The organism is Streptomyces sp. NPDC096040, assembly GCF_040303265.1.
In the GTDB taxonomy this organism is placed as follows: Bacteria; Actinomycetota; Actinomycetes; order Streptomycetales; family Streptomycetaceae; genus Streptomyces.
On record NZ_JBEOTA010000007.1, the window covers coordinates 128,395 to 147,096 of the forward strand.

The 18,702-nt window shown below is 72.1% G+C and carries 15 protein-coding genes; 6 read left to right on the forward strand and 9 right to left on the reverse strand.

What is annotated here, in order from left to right:
- The first annotated feature begins 1 nt into the window (after window position 1).
- The 3 genes from ABTY98_RS11155 to ABTY98_RS11165 all read left to right on the forward strand — a co-directional run bounded on the left by ABTY98_RS11155 (window position 2) and on the right by ABTY98_RS11165 (window position 4,643).
- Entirely contained in the window at window positions 2-1,342 is a 1,341-nt protein-coding gene (locus ABTY98_RS11155) for a PP2C family protein-serine/threonine phosphatase (RefSeq protein WP_352220597.1), read from the forward strand.
- 135 nt (window positions 1,343-1,477) lie between these two features.
- Window positions 1,478-2,818, forward strand: a complete 1,341-nt coding sequence (locus tag ABTY98_RS11160; protein ID WP_352220598.1) for a vWA domain-containing protein — start codon at window positions 1,478-1,480, stop codon at window positions 2,816-2,818.
- 64 nt (window positions 2,819-2,882) lie between these two features.
- Window positions 2,883-4,643 carry an FHA domain-containing protein gene (locus tag ABTY98_RS11165; protein WP_352220599.1) on the forward strand — a complete coding sequence of 587 codons (1,761 nt, stop codon included), beginning with the start codon at window positions 2,883-2,885 and terminating at the stop codon, window positions 4,641-4,643.
- Between the two features lie 23 nt (window positions 4,644-4,666).
- On the opposite strand, the gene ABTY98_RS11170 is transcribed toward ABTY98_RS11165, so the two are convergent.
- Complete coding sequence (locus tag ABTY98_RS11170) at window positions 4,667-5,668, reverse strand: methyltransferase domain-containing protein (protein ID WP_352220600.1); 1,002 nt, start codon at window positions 5,666-5,668, stop codon at window positions 4,667-4,669.
- Between the two features lie 79 nt (window positions 5,669-5,747).
- Here ABTY98_RS11170 and ABTY98_RS11175 point away from each other — a divergent pair, with 79 nt between their 5' ends.
- Window positions 5,748-6,152, forward strand: coding sequence for a globin (locus tag ABTY98_RS11175; RefSeq protein WP_352220601.1), 405 nt, complete (start codon window positions 5,748-5,750; stop codon window positions 6,150-6,152).
- A gap of 15 nt (window positions 6,153-6,167) precedes the next feature.
- On the opposite strand, the gene ABTY98_RS11180 is transcribed toward ABTY98_RS11175, so the two are convergent.
- The 4 genes from ABTY98_RS11180 to ABTY98_RS11195 all read right to left on the reverse strand — a co-directional run bounded on the left by ABTY98_RS11180 (window position 6,168) and on the right by ABTY98_RS11195 (window position 10,189).
- Entirely contained in the window at window positions 6,168-6,836 is a 669-nt protein-coding gene (locus tag ABTY98_RS11180) for a DUF8010 domain-containing protein (RefSeq protein ID WP_352220602.1), read from the reverse strand.
- Entirely contained in the window at window positions 6,833-7,246 is a 414-nt protein-coding gene (locus tag ABTY98_RS11185; protein ID WP_352220603.1) for an acyl-CoA thioesterase, read from the reverse strand. The genes ABTY98_RS11180 and ABTY98_RS11185 overlap by 4 nt, the downstream gene beginning before the upstream one ends.
- 6 nt (window positions 7,247-7,252) lie before the next feature.
- Window positions 7,253-8,917 (reverse strand): energy-dependent translational throttle protein EttA, encoded by a 1,665-nt coding sequence (gene ettA, locus ABTY98_RS11190; RefSeq protein WP_352220604.1) that lies wholly within the window; start codon window positions 8,915-8,917, stop codon window positions 7,253-7,255.
- A gap of 579 nt (window positions 8,918-9,496) precedes the next feature.
- Window positions 9,497-10,189 (reverse strand): GntR family transcriptional regulator, encoded by a 693-nt coding sequence (locus ABTY98_RS11195; RefSeq protein ID WP_352220605.1) that lies wholly within the window; start codon window positions 10,187-10,189, stop codon window positions 9,497-9,499.
- A gap of 239 nt (window positions 10,190-10,428) precedes the next feature.
- Here ABTY98_RS11195 and ABTY98_RS11200 point away from each other — a divergent pair, with 239 nt between their 5' ends.
- Together ABTY98_RS11200 and ABTY98_RS11205 are read left to right on the forward strand one after the other, a co-directional pair.
- Entirely contained in the window at window positions 10,429-10,743 is a 315-nt protein-coding gene (locus tag ABTY98_RS11200) for a hypothetical protein (protein ID WP_352220606.1), read from the forward strand.
- A gap of 300 nt (window positions 10,744-11,043) precedes the next feature.
- The gene (locus tag ABTY98_RS11205) at window positions 11,044-11,262 is read left to right on the forward strand and encodes a hypothetical protein (protein ID WP_352220607.1); all 219 of its coding nucleotides are present in this window, start codon (window positions 11,044-11,046) and stop codon (window positions 11,260-11,262) included.
- A gap of 212 nt (window positions 11,263-11,474) precedes the next feature.
- On the opposite strand, the gene ABTY98_RS11210 is transcribed toward ABTY98_RS11205, so the two are convergent.
- The 4 genes from ABTY98_RS11210 to ABTY98_RS11225 form a co-directional block, all read right to left on the reverse strand.
- The gene (locus ABTY98_RS11210; RefSeq protein WP_352220608.1) at window positions 11,475-12,857 is read right to left on the reverse strand and encodes a Cys-Gln thioester bond-forming surface protein; all 1,383 of its coding nucleotides are present in this window, start codon (window positions 12,855-12,857) and stop codon (window positions 11,475-11,477) included.
- Between the two features lie 371 nt (window positions 12,858-13,228).
- Window positions 13,229-13,699: a single-stranded DNA-binding protein gene (locus ABTY98_RS11215; RefSeq protein WP_352220609.1), complete on the reverse strand. Its 471-nt coding sequence runs from the start codon at window positions 13,697-13,699 to the stop codon at window positions 13,229-13,231.
- Between the two features lie 950 nt (window positions 13,700-14,649).
- A complete protein-coding gene (locus tag ABTY98_RS11220; protein WP_352220610.1) occupies window positions 14,650-16,902 on the reverse strand; it encodes a GTPase in 2,253 nt (750 codons plus the stop codon).
- A gap of 3 nt (window positions 16,903-16,905) precedes the next feature.
- A complete protein-coding gene (locus tag ABTY98_RS11225) occupies window positions 16,906-18,513 on the reverse strand; it encodes a dynamin family protein (RefSeq protein ID WP_352220611.1) in 1,608 nt (535 codons plus the stop codon).
- Between the last annotated feature and the right edge of the window lie 189 nt (window positions 18,514-18,702).

Consider the following 18,702-nt stretch of genomic DNA (forward strand, 5'->3'; position numbering starts at 1 on the left):
GATGTCGCAGATGCCCCAGCAGGCCGCACCGGCGAAGTGCCCGAGCTGCGCGGAACCGCTCGAATCGGGTGACCTGTTCTGCGGTGCGTGCGGGTACGACCTGTCGGCCGTGCCCGCCGCGCCGCAGGACCACCCGACCCTCACCATGGGCGCCTCCGGCGTGGACTGGCCACCGCCCGAGCCGGACAACTCGGGCCCGTCCGCGGCCCCGCATCTGCCGACGGACCTGCCCGGCACGGACTCGGGCGGCAAGCCGCTGCCGGGGACGCCGGCGCACGGTTCGCCGGTGCCGCCGGCCCCCGGGGTGCGTTTCGACCGGCCGCCGGAGCCCGACGAGGACTACGCGCTGCAGGCGCCGGACCCGCGGGTGGCCGCCTCCGCCACGGAGACCGCGGAGACCGCGGAGACCGCCGACACCGCCGAGCTGCCGAAGGTGTGCGTGGCCTGCCGGGCGGGCCGGGTCGACGACGACGGCTACTGCGAGAACTGCGGGCACGCCCAGCCGCGCGAACGCGATCACATGGAGCAGGAGTCCGGCCCGGTGGCCGCCGTCAGCGACCGCGGGCTGCGCCACCACCGCAACGAGGACGCGTTCACCGTCGGCCGCACCGCGCTGCCCGACGGCACCCCGGCGGTGCTCGCGGTCGTCTGCGACGGCGTCTCCTCGGCGACCCGTCCCGACGAGGCCTCGCTGGCCGCCTCCCGGGCCGCGACCGAGGCGCTGCTGGCCGCGCTGCCGCAGGGCACGCATCCGCAGGCGGCGATGCACGAGGCGATCGTCGTCGCCTCCCAGGCCGTCAACGCCCTCGCCGAGGAGCCCCCCTCCGCCCGCGAGCACACCCCGCACCAGAACGCCCCGGCGTGCACGATCGTCGGCTCGATCGTCACCGCGGGCCTGCTGGTCGTCGGGTGGGTCGGCGACAGCCGCGCCTACTGGGTGCCGGTGGACCGCGACGCACCGGCGGCCCGGCTCACCGAGGACGACTCCTGGGCGGCGCAGATGGTGGCCGCGGGACTGATGAGCGAGGCCGAGGCGTACGCCGACGAGCGCGCCCACGCGATCACCGGCTGGCTCGGCGCGGACGCCTACGAACTGGAGCCGCACACCGCTTCCTTCAAGCCGGACCGGCCTGGTGTGGTGGTGGTGTGCACGGACGGCCTGTGGAACTACGCGGAGTCGGCCGAGGAGATGTCCGAGGTCGTCCCCGCCGACGCGGCCGTACGGCCGCTGCACGCGGCCCGGGTCCTGGTCGGCCACGCCCTGGACGGCGGGGGCCACGACAACGTAACAGTGGCGCTGCTCCCGTTCCCGGCGCCGCCGCAGGGGGCAGGATCCGCCTGAGGCCGCGCAAAACGGCCGTAAACGGGGAACCAGGAGCGGGGTACGGGGCAGCAGAAGCACCCGCGGACCGGAGGGGACCGGTCCGCACACCGTAAGCACCCACCACGCGTGGGGTGGAGGGGGACCAGAGCAGTCATGGCCAATTTCTCGAAGTCGAACGCGCCGCAGTTCTCGGTGGACGTGTACCAGAACGAGTACCTGCCGGACGGGGGCCGCGAGGTCAACGCGATCGCCACGGTGACGTCGACCGGCGGCGGCACCGTCGGCAGCGCGGTCGGCACGTCGTACGCGCCCGGGCAGGGGCCGGCCGCCGGGGTGGCGGTCATGGTCGACTGCTCGGGCTCGATGGACTACCCGCCGACCAAGATGCGCAACGCGCGGGACGCCACCGCGGCCGCGATCGACACCCTGCGCGACGGCACGCACTTCGCGGTGATCGGCGGCACGCACGTCGCCAAGGAGGTCTACCCGGGCGGCGGCCGGCTCGCGGTGGCCGACCGCACCACCCGGGAGCAGGCCAAGCAGGCACTGCGCAGGCTGAGCGCGGGCGGCGGTACGGCGATCGGGACCTGGCTGCGCCTCGCCGACCGGCTGCTGTCCTCGGCGGACGTCGCGATCCGGCACGGCATCCTGCTCACCGACGGCCGTAACGAGCACGAGTCGCCGGAGGACCTCAAAGCCGCCCTGGACTCCTGCGCCGGACGGTTCACCTGTGACGCCCGCGGTGTGGGCACCGACTGGGAAGTGAAAGAAGTCACAGGGATCGCCTCCGCACTCCTCGGCACCGCCGACATCGTCGCCGACCCCACGGGCCTGGCCGCCGACTTCACACAGATGATGGAGACGGCGATGGGCAAGGAGGTCGCGGACGTAGCGCTGCGACTGTGGACCCCGGTCGGCACGACGATCAAGTTCGTCAAGCAAGTGGCGCCCACAGTCGAGGAGTTGACCGGCCGCCGCACCGAGGCGGGGCCGCGCGCCGGGGACTACCCGACCGGCTCCTGGGGCGACGAGTCCCGCGACTACCACATCTGCGTGGAGGTCCCGACGGCCGGCCTCGGCCAGGAAATGCTCGCCGCCCGGGTGTCGTTGGTCGTCCCGCAGCCCGACGGCAGCGTCCAGAACCTGGGCGCCCAGGGGCTGATCAGGGCGGTGTGGACGGACGACATGGTCGCCTCGACGTCCATCAACCCCCAAGTCGCCCACTACACCGGCCAGGCCGAACTGGCACAAGCCATCCAACAAGGGCTCGACCTTCGCAAAGCGGGCGATATGGATGGAGCAACGGCCAAACTGGGCCGAGCCGTTCAGCTCGCCAGTGCCTCCGGGAACGCGGATACTGCGAAACTGCTTGCGAAGGTGGTGGACGTGGTCGACGCCCAGACAGGTACTGTGCGATTGAAAGCGAGGGTTGCGGAGGCCGACGAGATGACTCTCGAGACAAGGTCCACAAAGACTGTTCGTGTAAAGAAGTGACCTAGCAGCACACGCGACACCCAGACAGGCTCAGGACGAACCTGACAGAGAGGGAACCACCGACATGCCGACCTGCCCGAACGGACACCAGTCGGGTTCCGACGACTGGTGCGAGGTGTGCGGTCACCGCATGGCCGGTGCCGTGCCCCCGCCGCCTCCGCCCCCGCCGACCGCCGGCGGCTACGGTTTCCCGCCGCCCGCGCCCGGCGCCCCGGCCGGCGGCCCCGCCGGTAACCGGCACCTGTCCGCCGTGCCGAACGCGCCCGAGCCGGAGCTGTGCCCGCAGTGCCGCACGCCCCGGGAGGGCGGTGCGCCGTTCTGTGAGGAGTGCCGCTGGAACTTCCTGACCAACACGGCCACCTCGTACACCCCGGCCGCCCCGCGCCCGCCCGCGGGCGGCGGCCCGGCCGCGCCGACCTTCCGGCCGCCCACCCCGCCGTCGTACGGCGGGAACACCGACTCGTACGAGTACCAGGGCTCGCGACCGTCCCAGATGAACCGTCCGGCCGAGCCGATCCCCTCCTTCGGCAGCGAGCCCTCGGGGCCGACCCCGTTCGCGAACGAGCGCGGCGGCGGCCCGTCGGGTCCGCCGGCACCTCCGGCCTTCGGCAACGACCGGGGCCGTTCCGGCCCGCCCGCATTCGGTGGCGACCGCGGCCAGTCCGGACCCCCGGCGTTCGGAGGCGACCGCGATCCCTCCGGTCCGCCCGCTCCTCCGGCGTTCGGCGGCGACCGCGGCGGCCAGTCCGGCCCGCCCGGACCTCCGGCCTTCGGCAACGACCGGAGCTCTTCCGGCCCGCCCGCATTCGGTGGCGACCGCGGCCAGTCCGGACCCCCGGCGTTCGGAGGCGACCGCGGCCAGTCCGGACCCCCGGCGTTCGGCAACGACCGCGACCCGTCCGGACCGCCCGCTCCCTCGGCCTTCGGTGGTGACCGTGGCCAGTCGGGGCCGCCGCCCTTCGGTGGCGAACGTGGTCCTTCGGCTCCGCCTCCGTCGTTCGGTGGTGCTCCGGGCCAGAACGCCGGCGGCCCCTCCGCCTTCGGCAGCGCCCCCGGCGCCGGGCAGGCCTCCGGGCCCTTCGCCCGCGACCCTTCCGGTGGCCCGGCCGCCGGTCCCTTCGGCGGCGGGGATCCGTCCCGGCCGCCGGTCCCGCCGCCCGGCACTCCCGGCGCGGCCACCGGCGGCGCTCCCGGTGCCTTCCAGCAGTCGGCCCCGCCCGCGCCGCCCGGCTTCCCGCAGGAGACCGGCAGGCCTCCGGCCGGCGGCCCGTCCTTCGGCGGCGCCGACGACGACTGGGTGATCTCCCCGCCGTCGCCCGGCGCGTCCGGCGCCCCGGGTGCCCGCCCCGGCGGCGGCTACGGCTACCCGCAGCCCGGCTCCCCGGCCGGTCCCGGCTTCCCGCAGGCCCCTCAGGGCCCGGCGACCTGGACGGCGACGATCGGCCCGGACCGTGAGTACTTCATGGCGATGATGCAGCGCTCGGGCCCGGAGGCGGCCGGCCTCAACCTGCCCGCGTACTCCCCGGAGCAGCAGCGCACGCTCGCCGGCAACCAGGTCACCATCGGCCGCCGCCGGCACTCCACCGGCGACACCCCCGACATCGACCTGTCGGTGCCGCCGGAGGACCCGGGCGTCTCGCACCAGCACGCGGTACTGGTTCAGCAGCCGGACGGCAGCTGGGCGATCGTCGACCAGAACTCGACGAACGGCACGACGGTGAACGGCGGCGAGGAACCGATCCAGCCGTTCGTCCCGGTGCCGTTGCAGGACGGGGACCGGGTCCACGTGGGCGCCTGGACGACGATCACCGTCCGGCGAGGCTGAGCCTGTAGCACCCCGTACGGGGGTCAGACCGGGAGAGGCCAAACGCACGGCCCCTCCCGGTCGTCCAGCCACACCCACTCCCCGTCCTTCTCCACCGTGACCCCGTACCGCTCCCGCCCGGGCATCCCCTCCCGCTCCCACACCTCGTAGGCCTCCCGAGGGCTGAGCACCCCCCGGGTCAGCTCCGCCAGGAACTGGAACAGCTCGTTCTCAAGAGCCCGGAACGGCACCCCGCCGACATCCCCCGCCCCCGCCCTCTCCACCCCGCGCAAGGGCACGAAGAACGCGGCGGACGGCAGAAACCGGCCCTCGGCGCACCCTCCACCGCGCACGGTCAGCGCCAGCAACCCCGTGGCCACCGGCGTGAGAATCCGCGCCCCCGCCACGCACTGCGCGACCCACCCCCGTGGCACGCTCGGCAGCGCACACGTCGCGATGATCCGGTCGAACGGCGCACGCTCGGGCACCCCCCGCGCCCCATCCCCCGTGACAACGGCCGGCCGGCAACCGGCCGCGGCCAGATGCCGCCGCGCCGACTCGGTGATCTCCGGATCCACATCCACCGTGGTCACAAGATCGTCGTCGCCGAGCCGATGGGCCAGCAGCGCCGCGTTGTACCCGGTCCCCGCCCCGATCTCCAGCACCCGGTCACCGTCGGCCACCCGCAGCGCGACGAGCATCCGCGCCATCAGCGAGGGCTGGCTGCTGGAGGACAGCAGCTCACCGTCGCGCAGCCGGGTGGCCAGCGGAACGTCCTCGTAGGCACCCCGCACCCAGCGTTCCCGGGCCTCGGGATCGGGGCTCTGGCCCCACCGGCGCTCATAGCCGCGCGCCCCGGCGACGTAGTAGTACGGCACGAACAGATGCCGGGGCACCGCCTGGAACGCCTCCCGCCACAGCGGCTCGCCCGCCCAGACCCCCTCGGCGTCGATCTCGCGAACCAGCTCGCCCCGCGCCACGGCGGCAAGCCCCTCGATGTCCGGGATCTCCGGGATCTCCGGGATCTCCGGGTCATGGGCGCCCATGCGTCCACCCTAGAGCCCCGCCCCCGCGGCGGGTCCTAAGCCTCGAGTCCTCGGTCACCGCGTCTGAGACCATGTAGGGGTGAGAGAGATTCGGCGCGGCACGCTTCAGGAGAAGACCTTCTACGAGCAGGTCGGTGGGGAGGAGACCTTCCGCCGGCTGGTCCACCGTTTCTACGAGGGCGTCGCCGGGGACCCGCTCCTCAAGCCGATGTACCCGGAGGAGGACCTGGGTCCGGCCGAGGAGCGGCTCACCCTGTTCCTCATCCAGTACTGGGGCGGCCCCACGACGTACAGCGACAACCGCGGCCATCCACGGCTGCGGATGCGGCACGCCCCGTTCACCGTGGACCGGGCGGCGCACGACGCCTGGCTGCGGCACATGCGGGTGGCCGTGGACGAGTTGGGCCTCTCCGAGGAGCACCAGGAGACCCTCTGGAACTACCTCACCTACGCGGCCGCCTCGATGGTGAACACCCCGGAGTGACCGCGGGACGTCGGCTCAGCGGACGCTGACGTCCAGCGCCCCGAGCCCCGCGCGCCGTACGGCGATCGAGCCGAACGGCGTGCGCAGTCGCAGCCATGCTCCCGCGGAGAGCAGCACGGCCTCTTCGGCCGGGCGCAGGAAGCGCAGCGACTGGGCCGCGTGCACGGCGCGTACCGGAAGCCCGGTATCGCCGACCGTCCGGGACCAGATGTCCCGCCCGATCCGGTCGAGTTCGGCCCGGGTACGGCTCTGCGGCGCCAACTCCGCCGTACGGGACCGGAATTCACCCACCGCGGCCGCCACCGTGGCCTGTAGCGCCTGGGGCGCGGGCAGCCCCGGCTCGGGCTGCCAGCCACCGCGCGGCGGCAGCACACCCGCCCACGGCGGCCCTGTGACCGCCCCCGGCACCCCGGCCGTGGCGGCCTGCTCGTCCACCGACTCCAGCAACTCCCCTGCCGAGACGGTCACATCGAGCGTGACGTCGAGACCCCGCTCGTACGGCTTGGCCAGCCGCACCGTGCGGATCGCCAGCACCTCGAAGGACGGGGGCCGACCGAAGACGGCGAGCGCGGTGCCTGCCGCCTGGAGGCGTACGGCGGCTGAGCGGTCGTAGTGGAGCAGCCGGGAGAGGAAGGCCGCGAGGTCCGCAGCCTCCCCGTCGTCTGCCAGGTGGAGCACCGTCATGCGGCGACGGCCTCCTCCTTGGCGTCGTCCCGGTACTCCTCCAGGAAGTCCCGCTCCTCGGCGGTGATCCGGCGCGGCCGGCCCGTCTCGAAGTCGAACGGCACGACCACGGTGGAGGCACGTACGTAGATCAGGTCGTCGTCCTTCACCTCGTAGGTGATGGTGAAGGACGCGGCCCTGATCTCGGTGATCCACAGCTCGATGTCGACCGGGTGGTGCCGGTGGACGAGCTGCCGCTTGTAGTCGATCTCGTGGCGGGCCACCACCGACCCCTGCTTGAAATCCTTTTCCGGGCGGAACAGGAAGTCGATGCGGGCTTCCTCCAGGTAGCGGATGAAGACTGCGTTGTTGACATGGCCGTACGCGTCCATGTCGGACCAGCGCAGGGGGCAGCGGTAGTGGTGACGCAAGTCCGATCAGCCCCGGGTCAGCTTCTTGTAGGTGGCACGGTGCGGACGGCCGGCGTCCGGGCCGAGCCGCTCGATCTTGTTCTTCTCGTACGACTCGAAGTTGCCCTCGAACCAGAACCACTTGGACTCGCCCTCGTAGGCGAGGATGTGGGTGGCGACCCGGTCTAGGAACCAGCGGTCGTGGGAGACGACCACGGCGCAGCCCGGGAACTCGAGGAGCGCGTTCTCCAGGCTGGAGAGGGTCTCCACGTCCAGGTCGTTGGTCGGCTCGTCGAGGAGCAGCAGGTTGCCGCCCTGCTTGAGGGTGAGCGCGAGGTTGAGGCGGTTGCGCTCACCGCCGGAGAGGACGCCGGTCGGCTTCTGCTGGTCCGGGCCCTTGAAGCCGAACGCCGACACGTACGCCCGGCTCGGCATCTCGACCTGGCCGACGTTGATGTAGTCGAGCCCGTCGGACACGACCTCCCACAGCGTCTTCTTCGGGTCGAGGTTGGAGCGGCCCTGGTCGACGTAGGAGATCTTGACGGTCTCGCCGACCTTGATGTCACCGGAGTCCGGCGTCTCCAGCCCCTGGATCATCTTGAAGAGCGTGGTCTTGCCGGCGCCGTTGGGGCCGATGACCCCGACGATCCCGTTGCGCGGCAGCGTGAAGGAGAGCCCGTCGACGAGGACCTTCTCCCCGAATGCCTTGTTGAGCTTGTCGACCTCGACGACGACGCTGCCCAGACGCGGGCCCGGCGGGATCTGGATCTCCTCGAAGTCCAGCTTCCTCATCTTGTCGGCCTCGGCGGCCATCTCCTCGTACCGCGCGAGACGGGCCTTGGACTTGGCCTGCCGTCCCTTGGCGTTGGAGCGGACCCACTCCAGCTCTTCCTTGAGGCGCTTCTGCCGCTTGGCGTCCTTCTGGCCCTCGACCTTGAGGCGGGTGGCCTTGGTCTCCAGGTAGGTGGAGTAGTTGCCCTCGTACGGGTAGGCGCGGCCGCGGTCGAGCTCGAGGATCCACTCGGCGACGTTGTCCAGGAAGTACCGGTCGTGGGTGATGGCCACGACGGTGCCCGCGTACTTGGCGAGGTGCTGCTCCAGCCAGTTCACCGACTCGGCGTCGAGGTGGTTGGTGGGCTCGTCGAGGAGCAGCAGGTCGGGGGCCTCGAGGAGCAGCTTGCAGAGCGCGACGCGGCGCTTCTCACCACCGGAGAGGGTGGTGACGGGCCAGTCGCCGGGCGGGCACCCGAGCGCGTCCATGGCCTGCTCCAGCTGGGCGTCGAGGTCCCAGGCGTTGGCGTGGTCCAGCTCCTCCTGGAGCTTGCCCATCTCGTCGAGCAGGGCGTCCGAGTAGTCGGTCGCCATCAGCTCGGCGATCTCGTTGAACCGGTCGAGCTTGCCCTTGACCTCCGCGACACCCTCCTGGACGTTCTCCAGGACGGTCTTGTCCTCGGTGAGGGTGGGCTCCTGCATGAGGATGCCGACGCTGTAACCGGGCGAGAGGAAGGCGTCACCGTTGGACGGCTGCTCCAGCCCCGCCATGATCTTCAGCACGGTCGACTTACCGGCGCCGTTCGGACCGACGACGCCGATCTTCGCCCCCGGCAGGAAGCTCAGGGTGACGTCGTCGAGGATCACCTTGTCGCCGTGCGCTTTGCGCGCCTTGCGCATGGTGTAAATGAACTCAGCCAAGAGAAACCGTCCGGCAGCTTGAATCTGGCAGTGGGCAGATACACCCCATCTTGCCTGACGTCCAGCCCAGGGTGTTAACCCGTTTGGTCAGGGGGCTGTGAGCTGGGGTTTCGTGGGTGGCGGCGATAGCCGGTCTGTCACTGTCGGTCGCTGTCGAGTGGCCTCGGGGAGCCTCGGACGGCCCAGGGACGGCCCAGGAGTCAGCCGACTCGTGGCCCAAGCGACAGGGCCTGTTCGATATCGTCGGGACTGTGGCGGTCCCTGGCGAGGATGCCTTGCGCCTCTAGCTGGCGTCTCCCTGGGGGAGGCGGACATCGGGCACGGTGTCGTGGATGCGGGGAAGTCGGGGACCGACCACACGAATAGGCTTGAAAACCGTCGTGGCAGTGATGTCACCGTGGGTTCAAATCCCACACCCACCGCATGGCGCTGACGGCCCCTGACCAGGTAAGACGGTCGGGGGCTGTCGCCGTGTGCGCTGCCTGCCGGACACCCCTGTTCCCCCTGGTTTCCCGCTCTATCGGGCACGGAAGGGGCACGGCCTGAGGGCCTCGGATCATGGCCTGAGGGGGCTGTCGCCTATCGGTTGATGGGAATCTCGTAGACGATTTCGCAGTGGGCGGCGGGCACGATGATGTCCGCGGTCTCGACGGGCCGCCCCTGGTCGCTGTAGTAGGTCCGTCGGATGTGGGTGACGAGGGCGGCCTTCTGGATGCCGAGGAGCGAGGCTTCCTCGGCGGTCGCCTGCCGGGGCTCGGGCTGCTCCACGGCGTGGCTGACGGTGATCCCGATGACGGCCATGCGGTTCACGACACCCGTCCCGGCATGCGGGCCTCCCTCTGGGAGGACGACGAGGGTGCCGGCGGTGAGGTCGTAGGGCTCCCAACTCGTGGAGAGCTGGACGGGCCTGCCGTCGGCCAGGAACTCGTACGCGGTCCGCACGCACAGGTCGCCTTCGGCGATGCCCAGCCGCGCAGCGATGTCGGCGGGGGCGGGGACCTTGGCGTCGGTCCGGCTCTCCCAGTCGCCTTGCCTGCCGAGGGCCTTCATGTCCGTGCGGAACGGCGACCCCTGCGGCTGCTCGCGCGCCGAGGACCGGACGACCCGGACGCGTTGCCGGGGCTCGGCGACGTAGGTGCCCGATCCGGCTCGTCCTTCCAGCACACCTTGCGAGATCAGCAGCTCCTGCGCTCGGCGGACGACGTTCTCGCCCACGCCGCACTCCTGGCCGATCTGCGCGCGGGAGGGAAGGCGGTCCCCCGGCTCCCACATCTGGATGCCTCGACCGCTCCCTACCGCTCAACTGCCTGCCGTGTCGGCACGCATCACGAGTGCGCGGAGTCATCTCCGGCTTGGACCCCGGTCGACGTCCCACTGATCTACGAGGCGTGTGACTGTTCGTGCCACTCGGCGACTGGCCCCTCGACTCCCGGGGCGTTGAAGCGGTGAGAGTCCGGGACTCCGGCGGTTCGCCAGCACCCAACATTGATAGTCGAGAGACAGGCGCAGGGATGACGGCACACAGCGGGCTGAGGCTTCTCCCACGGGCGGGACCGGAGGGTAAGCCCTGCTACCGGAACACCGATGACCCGGAAGGCTTCATGTCCCGCCTCGCGGACCATATCGAGTCGATTCAACTCGGCATGGCGTCCGGACTTCTGAAGCAAGCGGCTCGGGTACTCGATGACGAGACCGTAAACGGGGAGGAGTTGAGGCTTCTCGCCGCGCAGTTGGCCGGCGCATTGCGGGACGTGCTCCGCGTGGCTACCAGCCGCGGACGCTGTCACGCGGAGGGCCTGGACACGAATGCAGACTCCAGCCTGTAACACCGCAGCATAGAGGCCCTGTCGCTGGCCAGGCAGACAGAACCGAGGGCTGAACGCGACGACTCGCAAGAGGCCAGGTCGTCGGGCTCAGCACACCTTTTGATCCGTAGCTCCGTAGAGATCGGTCATTGGAGGTCATTCAGACCGCGGGGAGGGTCCTGAGGCCGCTGTTTGGTGCTCTGGCGGTTGCTGGGGTTGCTGTACTTCGCTGCTGTGCCGCGCAACCGGGCTTCGGAAGGGTGATCCCCCGCGGACCGCCCCGATCTTGCGCATCGCCCCTGTCCCGGATACAACCATCTGGTGACAAGCGACTCCGAGCCGAAGGCGCGGTGGACTAAGGACAAGGCTGGAGCCACCCTGGCGGCCACAACCGGCTTCTTCTTCACTCTCGGACCGGCGTTTGAAACGGCGAGCCAACTGACCCGTCAGTATCCGCACACTGCCGCTTCGCTCGTCAGTCTCGCAGTTGCAATCCTTGCGTACTGGGTCGGGTTGCGGGTGATGAAGAAGCTCCCCTGACGGCTTTCCCCAGGTGCGCCACGGTGGCGGTGTTCTCCGACGTCGTCCTCGTCCAGATCTTCAGGCTCATCAGCCTGGGAAGCTGCGAGTATTCAGCGGCCGTTCAGGCGCTGACCTTCGGTAACGGCTGGAGAGCGGGTGCTGTGGGGTGAGTTGGTCATGAGGGCGTCCTGCGCGGCGGAGCTGTCGGTTCGCCGTTGTTTCGGTGGGGATCAGTCGCCCGTCGGGTTTTCCCGTTGGCGGAGGACCACCAGGACCGCGCCGCCGATCACCACCAGGCCGATGGCGACGCCCGTGATCACGCCGGTCGCGGAGTCGCCGCCGGTGGCGGCGAGGTTGACGTCGGAGGCGGTGCCGCCGACCGAGGCCGGGCTGGGCTCGCTGAGGGTCTGGGTGGTGAGGCTGCTCTCACCGGCCTGGGTCTTGCAGTCGAGGACGCCGGTGAAGCGCCGTTCGAGACTGTTGGGACCGGTGATCGTGAAGTCGTAGGCCTGGTCCTCCTGGAGCGGGATGGTCACCGTCCGCGAGGTGTTCGCGGGGATGGTGTGCTCGGCGCCCATCAGCTCGAAGGTGAACGGCTTGTCGCCGGTGTTGGCCGCGGTGATGTCCACGCCACTCTCGGCGCAGTTCTTCCCGGCCGACAGTGCCGGTATCGCACCCTGGTCCGCCCAGGTCGCGTCCGCGGTCGCGGTGACCGTGGACTCGCTGGAGCCGGCCAGGATCTGCGTCTGGCTGCGGCTCTCGGAGGTGAAGGCGCGGCCCACCGGGACGGTCGTCGACGCCTGGACGGTGAGTTCGGCCGACGCGTCCGTGGCCTCGTCCGGGACCTTGAAGTACAGCTCGCTGCCGTCCTGCGCCGCGGTGACCGGCTTGCCGGCCTTGTCGGTGATCCGTACGCCGGTCAGGGCCGCGTCGGCGGGCGGGATCACGGTGACCGTGCCCGCGTTGGTGTGGACGGTGACCGGGCCGAGCAGGTCGCCCGGCCGACCGGAGACCGCGGGCGGTTCCAGGGTCAGCGAGGCCTGCGGCTCCGTCTGGCCGCGGGCGCTCTTCTCCAGGTAGTCGGCGAGCTTCTCGGCCTGCGGGTCGACGGCGTCGACGTCCGCGCCGTCCGAATAGCGCCAGATCGCCACCTGGGTGCCGGCGGCCGCGTCCTGCTCGGTGAGGCTGCCGGCTCCGGCCTTGCGGGCGAGCGCGGCGAGATCGTTGACCTGGGGGTAGGAGTTCTGCAGGATCCAGCGGATCTTGCCGGCGTTCTTGTTGGCGCCCAGCGAGGTGCCGCTCCAGGCCGTCTCGTGGTACTTGGCGTCCCGCTGGGTGGGGTTGTGGAGGTCGACGCAGTACGTCTGAAGCGTGCCGCCGCCGTCCACGGACATCTCGAACAGGCCCGCGGCCACCTGCTCGTCGCCGCTGTCGTCGTGCACGACGGCCTCGCCGTAGGTCTTCAGGCCGCTTATGGTCGCCGTCGCCCCGCTCTGGCTCTGGGCGGTCCCGCCGTCGGCCGCGGCCCGGCCGGCGCCGGTCAGCACGGCGGCGGCCACCAGCCCGGACGCCAGCGTCGCGGCGGCGAGGCGGGCCACGCCTCTCGCGGACACGGCCGTGCCGGAGTGCCTGGCGGACGCGCGGGGCGCCGAGGAACCAGAGAACGCAGCGAACACAGAATTCCCCTTCGAGCAGGACCCCTTGAACGTGGGGGGCGGTCCCACCAGCAGAATCAGCGACCCCAGGGGCCACGCCAGGCATCCTATGGATCAGCCGGACCGCCTATTCCCGGTGAGATGGTCCGATGAGCGATCCGATCCGTAATCGTTATCGCGGAACCGCGGATGAGCAGGGCTTATCGACAAATCAACCCGGCCGTCGTGGCGGGTGGTTCGGGGTGTATTCGCCGATAAGCCGTCAACCGGCGTCCAGTCGGCCGTAGTTCGGTTGGGCCGTGGTGAAGATCCGTCGGCCGGGCCGGACTTCACGTCACCGCCACCGGTTCCGACTGCTGTTCCGCGGTGGTGTCGGGAGACTCCGCCGGCGTCTCCCAGTTCGGCTCCGGCCGGGGCGGCGGTGCCGGTGCCGCCGTCTCCGGCTTCCCGGCCCGCCGGAAGGCCGCCGTACCGCGTGCGAGGTCGTGGCCGATCGCCACCGCGTCGATGTCGGCGGAGGTCCACTGCTGGCCCTCCCGGGTCTCGGTGCGCACCTTCAGCCGCCCCTGTACGACGACCGGGTCGCCGACCGACAGCGAGGCCGCCGCGTTGGTGGCGAGCTGCCGGTTGGCCCACACCGTGAAGAAGTTGGTGTGGCCGTCCGTCCAGGTGCTCTTCTCGCGGTCCCAGTAGCGTGAGGTCACCGCCAGCCGGAACCGCGCCGACGGTCCCGCCGCCAGCTCCCGGTAGACCGGCTGCGTCGCCACGTTTCCCACCGCGCAGACCAACGTCTCGTTCATCACGAACCCCTCCCTCCCCGGCCGCCGGGGCCGGGGCGGATCCGCGTACGGGCCCGTCCCGTACGGCTGTGTCCACCGCGGCGGCCGCCCTCGTGGCGATCGCCGCGGGACCAGACTGCCGCGGCCGGGCCGGGCCCGCCGAGCGCTGTGGACCGCCGGTGACCTGTGGAAAACCCCATCACCCGAACGAGTGACCCATGTCCCCACGGCGGACCTCGCTCTGCCCCGGCTCCTGCCGGCCACACCGTGCCTCCGGCCTCGGGCCGCACCCCATCTCCGCCCCCGCCGTTGGGCTGAGGTGTTGTGGGGGCGGCGGCGGTGGCCGGAGGTGTGGAGGCTCTCGGCCGGGTCGGAAGTGTGGTGCCCGTGCCCATGCCCATGGCCGGGGGGGGCAGAGGTGTGGCGGGGCCCGCTGCGGGGCCCGGGAGGAAACCCGTGACCGGAGTCGGAGGTGCCGTGGGGGCCCGCGGTCGGGACCGGAGGTATGGGGCCCGTGACCAGGGCCGGAGGTGTGGTTGGGGCCCGCGGTCGGGACCGGAGGTATGGGGCCCGTGGCCAGGGCCGGAGGTGCCGTTGGGGCCCGTGGCCAGGGCCGGAGGTGCCGTTGGGGCCCGTGGCCAGGGCCGGAGGTGCCGTTGGGGCCCGCGGTCGGGACCGGAGGTGCCGTTGGGGCCCGCGGTCGGGACCGGAGGTGTGGGGCCCGTGACCAGGGCCGGAGGTGTGGTTGGGGCCCGTGACCGGGGCCGGGGGTGTCGTGAGGCCCCGGCCGCCGGCCTCACCACATCCCCAGCCACCGCCACGGGCCCGCCGCACCCCCCAGCAACCGCCGCGGACCTCAGACCTCACCCCCCAGCAACCGCCGCGGACCTCAGACCTCACCCCCCAGCCACCGCCGACGTCACACCACTCCGGCCCCCGCCGACGTCACCAAGCCCCGGCTCCCGCCGACGTCACCCCACCCCCGCCCCCGCCCGCGTCACCCGGGCGTACTGCTCCCGTACCTCGCGGTACCGCAGCAGTTCGGCTGCCACCGGATCCAGTACCCGGGCCCGCCCGCAGCCGGCCGCCGCCTCGCGCAGTCGGCGTTCCGCCTCCAGGCCGTAGCGCCGGGCCGGTCCCCGTGCCGCCATCCGGCAGCCCCACTCGACCAGCGGGCCGCCGACGATCCCGGCGACCATCAGCAGCACCGGCACGCCCAGGTTGGGCGCCATCACCCCGGTGATCTGGCCCACCAGCCACAGCCCGCCGACCACCTGGAGGAGCGTCATGGCGGCCTGGGCGAGCACCGCCACCGGCCACCAGCCCGGCCGGGGCGGCCGCCCCGGTGGCAGCCCGGCCCGTGCGGCCAGGTCGTCGAGAGCCTCCGACAGGCCCTGTGAGCCGCGTACGGCCGCCTCGCGCACCGCCTGCGCCCAGGGCGCGGGCAGTCCGGCCGAGGCCCTTTCGGAGACCGTGCGCACCGCGTGCTCGACGCGCTGCCGCGCGGTGGCCTCCTCCTCCGGCAGGGCCTGCTGCAGGCGTCCCGTGGGCGGCTCGCCGCGCCCCTGGTACCAGCGCAACAGCCGCAGCCAGGGGGTGCCGCAGGCCCGGTTGGCATTGCGCAGCCAGGCGCGTTCGGCGGCCTCGCCGGCGGCCGTGGCACCCACCGCGTCGGCGAGCCGCGCGGCGAAGTCGTCGCGCGCCTCCTCGCTGAGCCCGGCGCGGCGCCCGGTGCCGTACACGGGCCGCAGCCGGGCCGCCGCGGCGTCCACGTCGGCGGCGACACGGCGGGCCGCCGCGCCCCGCTCGGAGACGAACTGGCCGAGCGCCTCGCGCAGTTCCCCGATGCCGTCCCCGGTGAGCGCGGACAGGGCGAGCACGGTGGCGCCCGGTTCCCCGTACTCGCCGAGCGCGACGCCGTCCTCGTCGAGTACCCGGCGCAGATCGTCGAGGACCAGGTCGGCGGCCTCGCCGGGGAGCCGGTCGGTCTGGTTGAGGACGATGAACATGACCTCCGCATGACCGGCCATGGGCCGCAGATAGCGCTCGTGGAGGACCGCGTCGGCGTACTTCTCGGGGTCGACGACCCAGATGACCGCGTCCACCAGCTTCAGGATCCGGTCGACGTGGTCGCGGTGCTGCACCACCGCCGAGTCGTGGTCCGGCAGGTCGATCAGGACCAGCCCGCGCAGCTGCGCGTCCGCCTCCGGATTGTGCACGGGGCGGCGGCGCAGCCGGCCCGGGATACCGAGCCGGTCGATCAGGGCCGCGCCGCCGTCGCTCCAGCTGCACGCGATGGGCGCGGCGGTGGTGGGCCGCCGTACGCCGGTCTCCGAGATGGCGACTCCGGCGAGCGCGTTGAACAGCTGCGACTTGCCGCTTCCGGTGGCACCGGCGATGGCGATGACGGTGTGCTGGCCGGAGAGCCTGCGCCGGGCGGCCGCCTCGTCCAGGACCCGGCCGGCCTCGGCGAGGGTGCGGCTGTCGAGGCGGGTGCGGGAGAGGCCGACGAGTTCGCGCAGCGCGTCGAGGCGGGAGCGCAGCTTGCCGTCGTACGCCAGCGGGGCGGGGGGCGGGGCGCCCGGGCCCCGGGGCTCCAGGGCGGGGGCGGCCGTTTTGGCGGTCTCGGTGACCCGGCGGGCGATGAGGCCGTCGTCCCAGACGTCGTCGGCGCCGGCCGGGTCGTCGCCGCCCGGGTCACCTGGCTCCCGCTGCTGCCGCTCTTCCCGCTGCTCCCGCTGCTCCCGCACGCGCGCGTGCGGCACGGTCTCGGTCTCGGCAGCGCCCTCGGCCTGGTCGGCGGGCTCCGCCTCGGCCCCGTTCCGGGCCTCGGGCCCGTCCGGTACGGAGTCCTTCGCGAGGCGCTGTGCTGGGTCCTTCGCGGACTCCGGCGCGGAGTCCTTCACCGAGCCCGTGACCGAGCCCGTGACCGAGTCCTTCACCGGCTCCGTCGCGCTGCCCTTCGCAGCGCCGTTCGCAGCGCCCTTCGCGGTGTCCTTCGCAGAGGCCTTCACCGGGTCCGGAACGGAGTCGTGAGAGAGGTCCGGCACCGGATCCCGTCCCGGCCGTCCCTGCTCCCGCCCCGGCTCCCGTACGGCGTCCGGCGCGGAGTCCGCCGCGGTCAGGCCGCCTTCGAAGTCACCGGTGTAGTCACCCGTGTAGTCACCGGTGTGATCCATGCGTTCCATGTGATCCGTGTGGTCGTGGTCAGTGACGGCGGTCACCGGTCACCTCTCCTTCTGGAGGACGGACAGGGCGGCGATGAGTTCGGCCTGGGGTTCGGGGTGGACGTCGAGGGCGTCCAGCGGGGCGAGGCGGCGTTCACGTTCGATGTGCATGACGCGGTCCACGTGCTCGGTGAGCAGCCGTCCCCCGCGGTCGCGCAGCCGCAGCGCGCCATGGGCACCGATGCGCTCGGCGAGCCGCTCCCCCGCCACCCGGGTGCGGCGGCCGCCGAGCAGCGCGGTGGCCACCAGGGCGGCGACGGCCTCGGGATCCGGCGCGACACTGCGGTCGAGCTCGCGCACCTCGTCGTCGGCGTACTCCTCCAGTTCGCGCCGCCAGCGCCGGACGGCGATACCGATACGGTGCTCGGCGCTCTCCAGGGAGGGGTCGCGGTCGGTGAGTCCGGGGGCGGCGGAGGCGGGTTCGCGGCGCCAGGAGTCGTCGACGCGTTCGTCGGCGGCGGTGACGGCGCACAGCAGCAGCGCGGCGAGACTCTCCGCCAGGGCGTCCAGCAGTTCACCGGCGGTGCAGTCCACGGGGAAGGCGCGCCAGCGCTTGAGGGCGTCGCCGGCGAGGACGGCGCCGTTCTGCAGCCGGCCGCGCACGCGCGCGTGCTCGCTGTCGTAGGCCGTCTCGACCGCGGAGGTCAGCCGCAGGGCCGCGGCGTACTGGGCGGCGGCGGCTGCGGCCAGCTCGGGCATCCGGGCCTTGAGGGAGTCGAGGACGCCGTGGGCGGTGCGGGCCATGGTGTGCTGGCGGGCTCCGGGGTCATGGGCCTGCTGCAGGAGCCAGGCGCGCAGCGGGGCGACGGCGGTGGCCGGGAGCAGTCCACCGCCCCACGCGGACTCGGGCAGCTCGGGCACGGTGAACCGGGGTACGTCGCCGAGCCCGGCCTTGGTGAGGAGGGCGCCGTACTGCCGGGAGACCTCGGAGACGACCTGGTGGGGCACCCGGTCGAGGACGGTCACCAGGGTGGCGTCGTACTCCTTGGCCGTGCGCAGCAGATGCCAGGGGACGGCGTCGGCGTAGCGCGCGGCCGTGGTGACCATCACCCAGATGTCGGCGGCGCAGATCAGTTCGGCGGCGAGCACGCGGTTGTCGACGACCAGGGAGTCGATGTCGGGGGCGTCGAGGAGGGCGAGGCCGCGCGGAAGGGTGTCGACGGTCTCGACGCGGAGCGCGCGCGGGGGGTTCTCACCGGGGAGGAGGGGGTCGTCGCCGGGTTCCTGGTGCGGTACCCACACGCGTGTGAGGTCGGGCAGCACGCGCATGCCGCTGAACCAGTGATGGTCCTCCGGATGACAGACCAGGACCGGCGTGCGGGTGGTCGGCCGCAGCACGCCGGCCTCACTGACCCGGCGGCCCACCAGAGAATTGACAAGGGTCGACTTGCCGGCACCGGTCGATCCGCCCACGACGGCCAGCAAGGGCGCTTCGGGCTCTTTGAGCCGGGGCACCAGATAGTCGTCGAGCTGTGCGAGCAGTTCGTCGCGATTGGCACGCGCGCGTGCGGCCCCCGCCAGGGGCAGCGGGAAGCGTGCGGCGGCGACACGGTCGCGCAGAGCGGAGAGTGTGTCGAGCAGCTGGGGCCGTACGTCCAAGGTCACCACATGCGAAGAATGCCCAATTTTAGGGGAATTCTGAAGCATATAGACATGTCTGCGCGCCGACAGAACACAACGGGCGGAAGGGACGACTGGGACGGAGGCACAGTCCAGGCATAACGAGTGCACAACACCCGGTGCGCCAGGCGCCAAAAGCGATGCACGATTCGTACCTGCCTGCGATTATCAGGACCG

Excerpts from the sequence above, each read along its gene's own strand:
- ABTY98_RS11165 (WP_352220599.1), top strand. The coding sequence starts at position 2,883 with ATGCCGACCTGCCCGAACGGACACCAGTCGGGTTCCGACGACTGGTGC.
- ABTY98_RS11160 (WP_352220598.1), top strand. The coding sequence starts at position 1,478 with ATGGCCAATTTCTCGAAGTCGAACGCGCCGCAGTTCTCGGTGGACGTG.
- ABTY98_RS11215 (WP_352220609.1), bottom strand. The coding sequence starts at position 13,699 with ATGAACGAGACGTTGGTCTGCGCGGTGGGAAACGTGGCGACGCAGCCG.
- ABTY98_RS11180 (WP_352220602.1), bottom strand. The coding sequence starts at position 6,836 with ATGACGGTGCTCCACCTGGCAGACGACGGGGAGGCTGCGGACCTCGCG.
- ABTY98_RS11200 (WP_352220606.1), top strand. The coding sequence starts at position 10,429 with ATGACGGCACACAGCGGGCTGAGGCTTCTCCCACGGGCGGGACCGGAG.
- ABTY98_RS11170 (WP_352220600.1), bottom strand. The coding sequence starts at position 5,668 with ATGGGCGCCCATGACCCGGAGATCCCGGAGATCCCGGAGATCCCGGAC.
- ABTY98_RS11195 (WP_352220605.1), bottom strand. The coding sequence starts at position 10,189 with ATGTGGGAGCCGGGGGACCGCCTTCCCTCCCGCGCGCAGATCGGCCAG.
- ABTY98_RS11155 (WP_352220597.1), top strand. The coding sequence starts at position 2 with ATGTCGCAGATGCCCCAGCAGGCCGCACCGGCGAAGTGCCCGAGCTGC.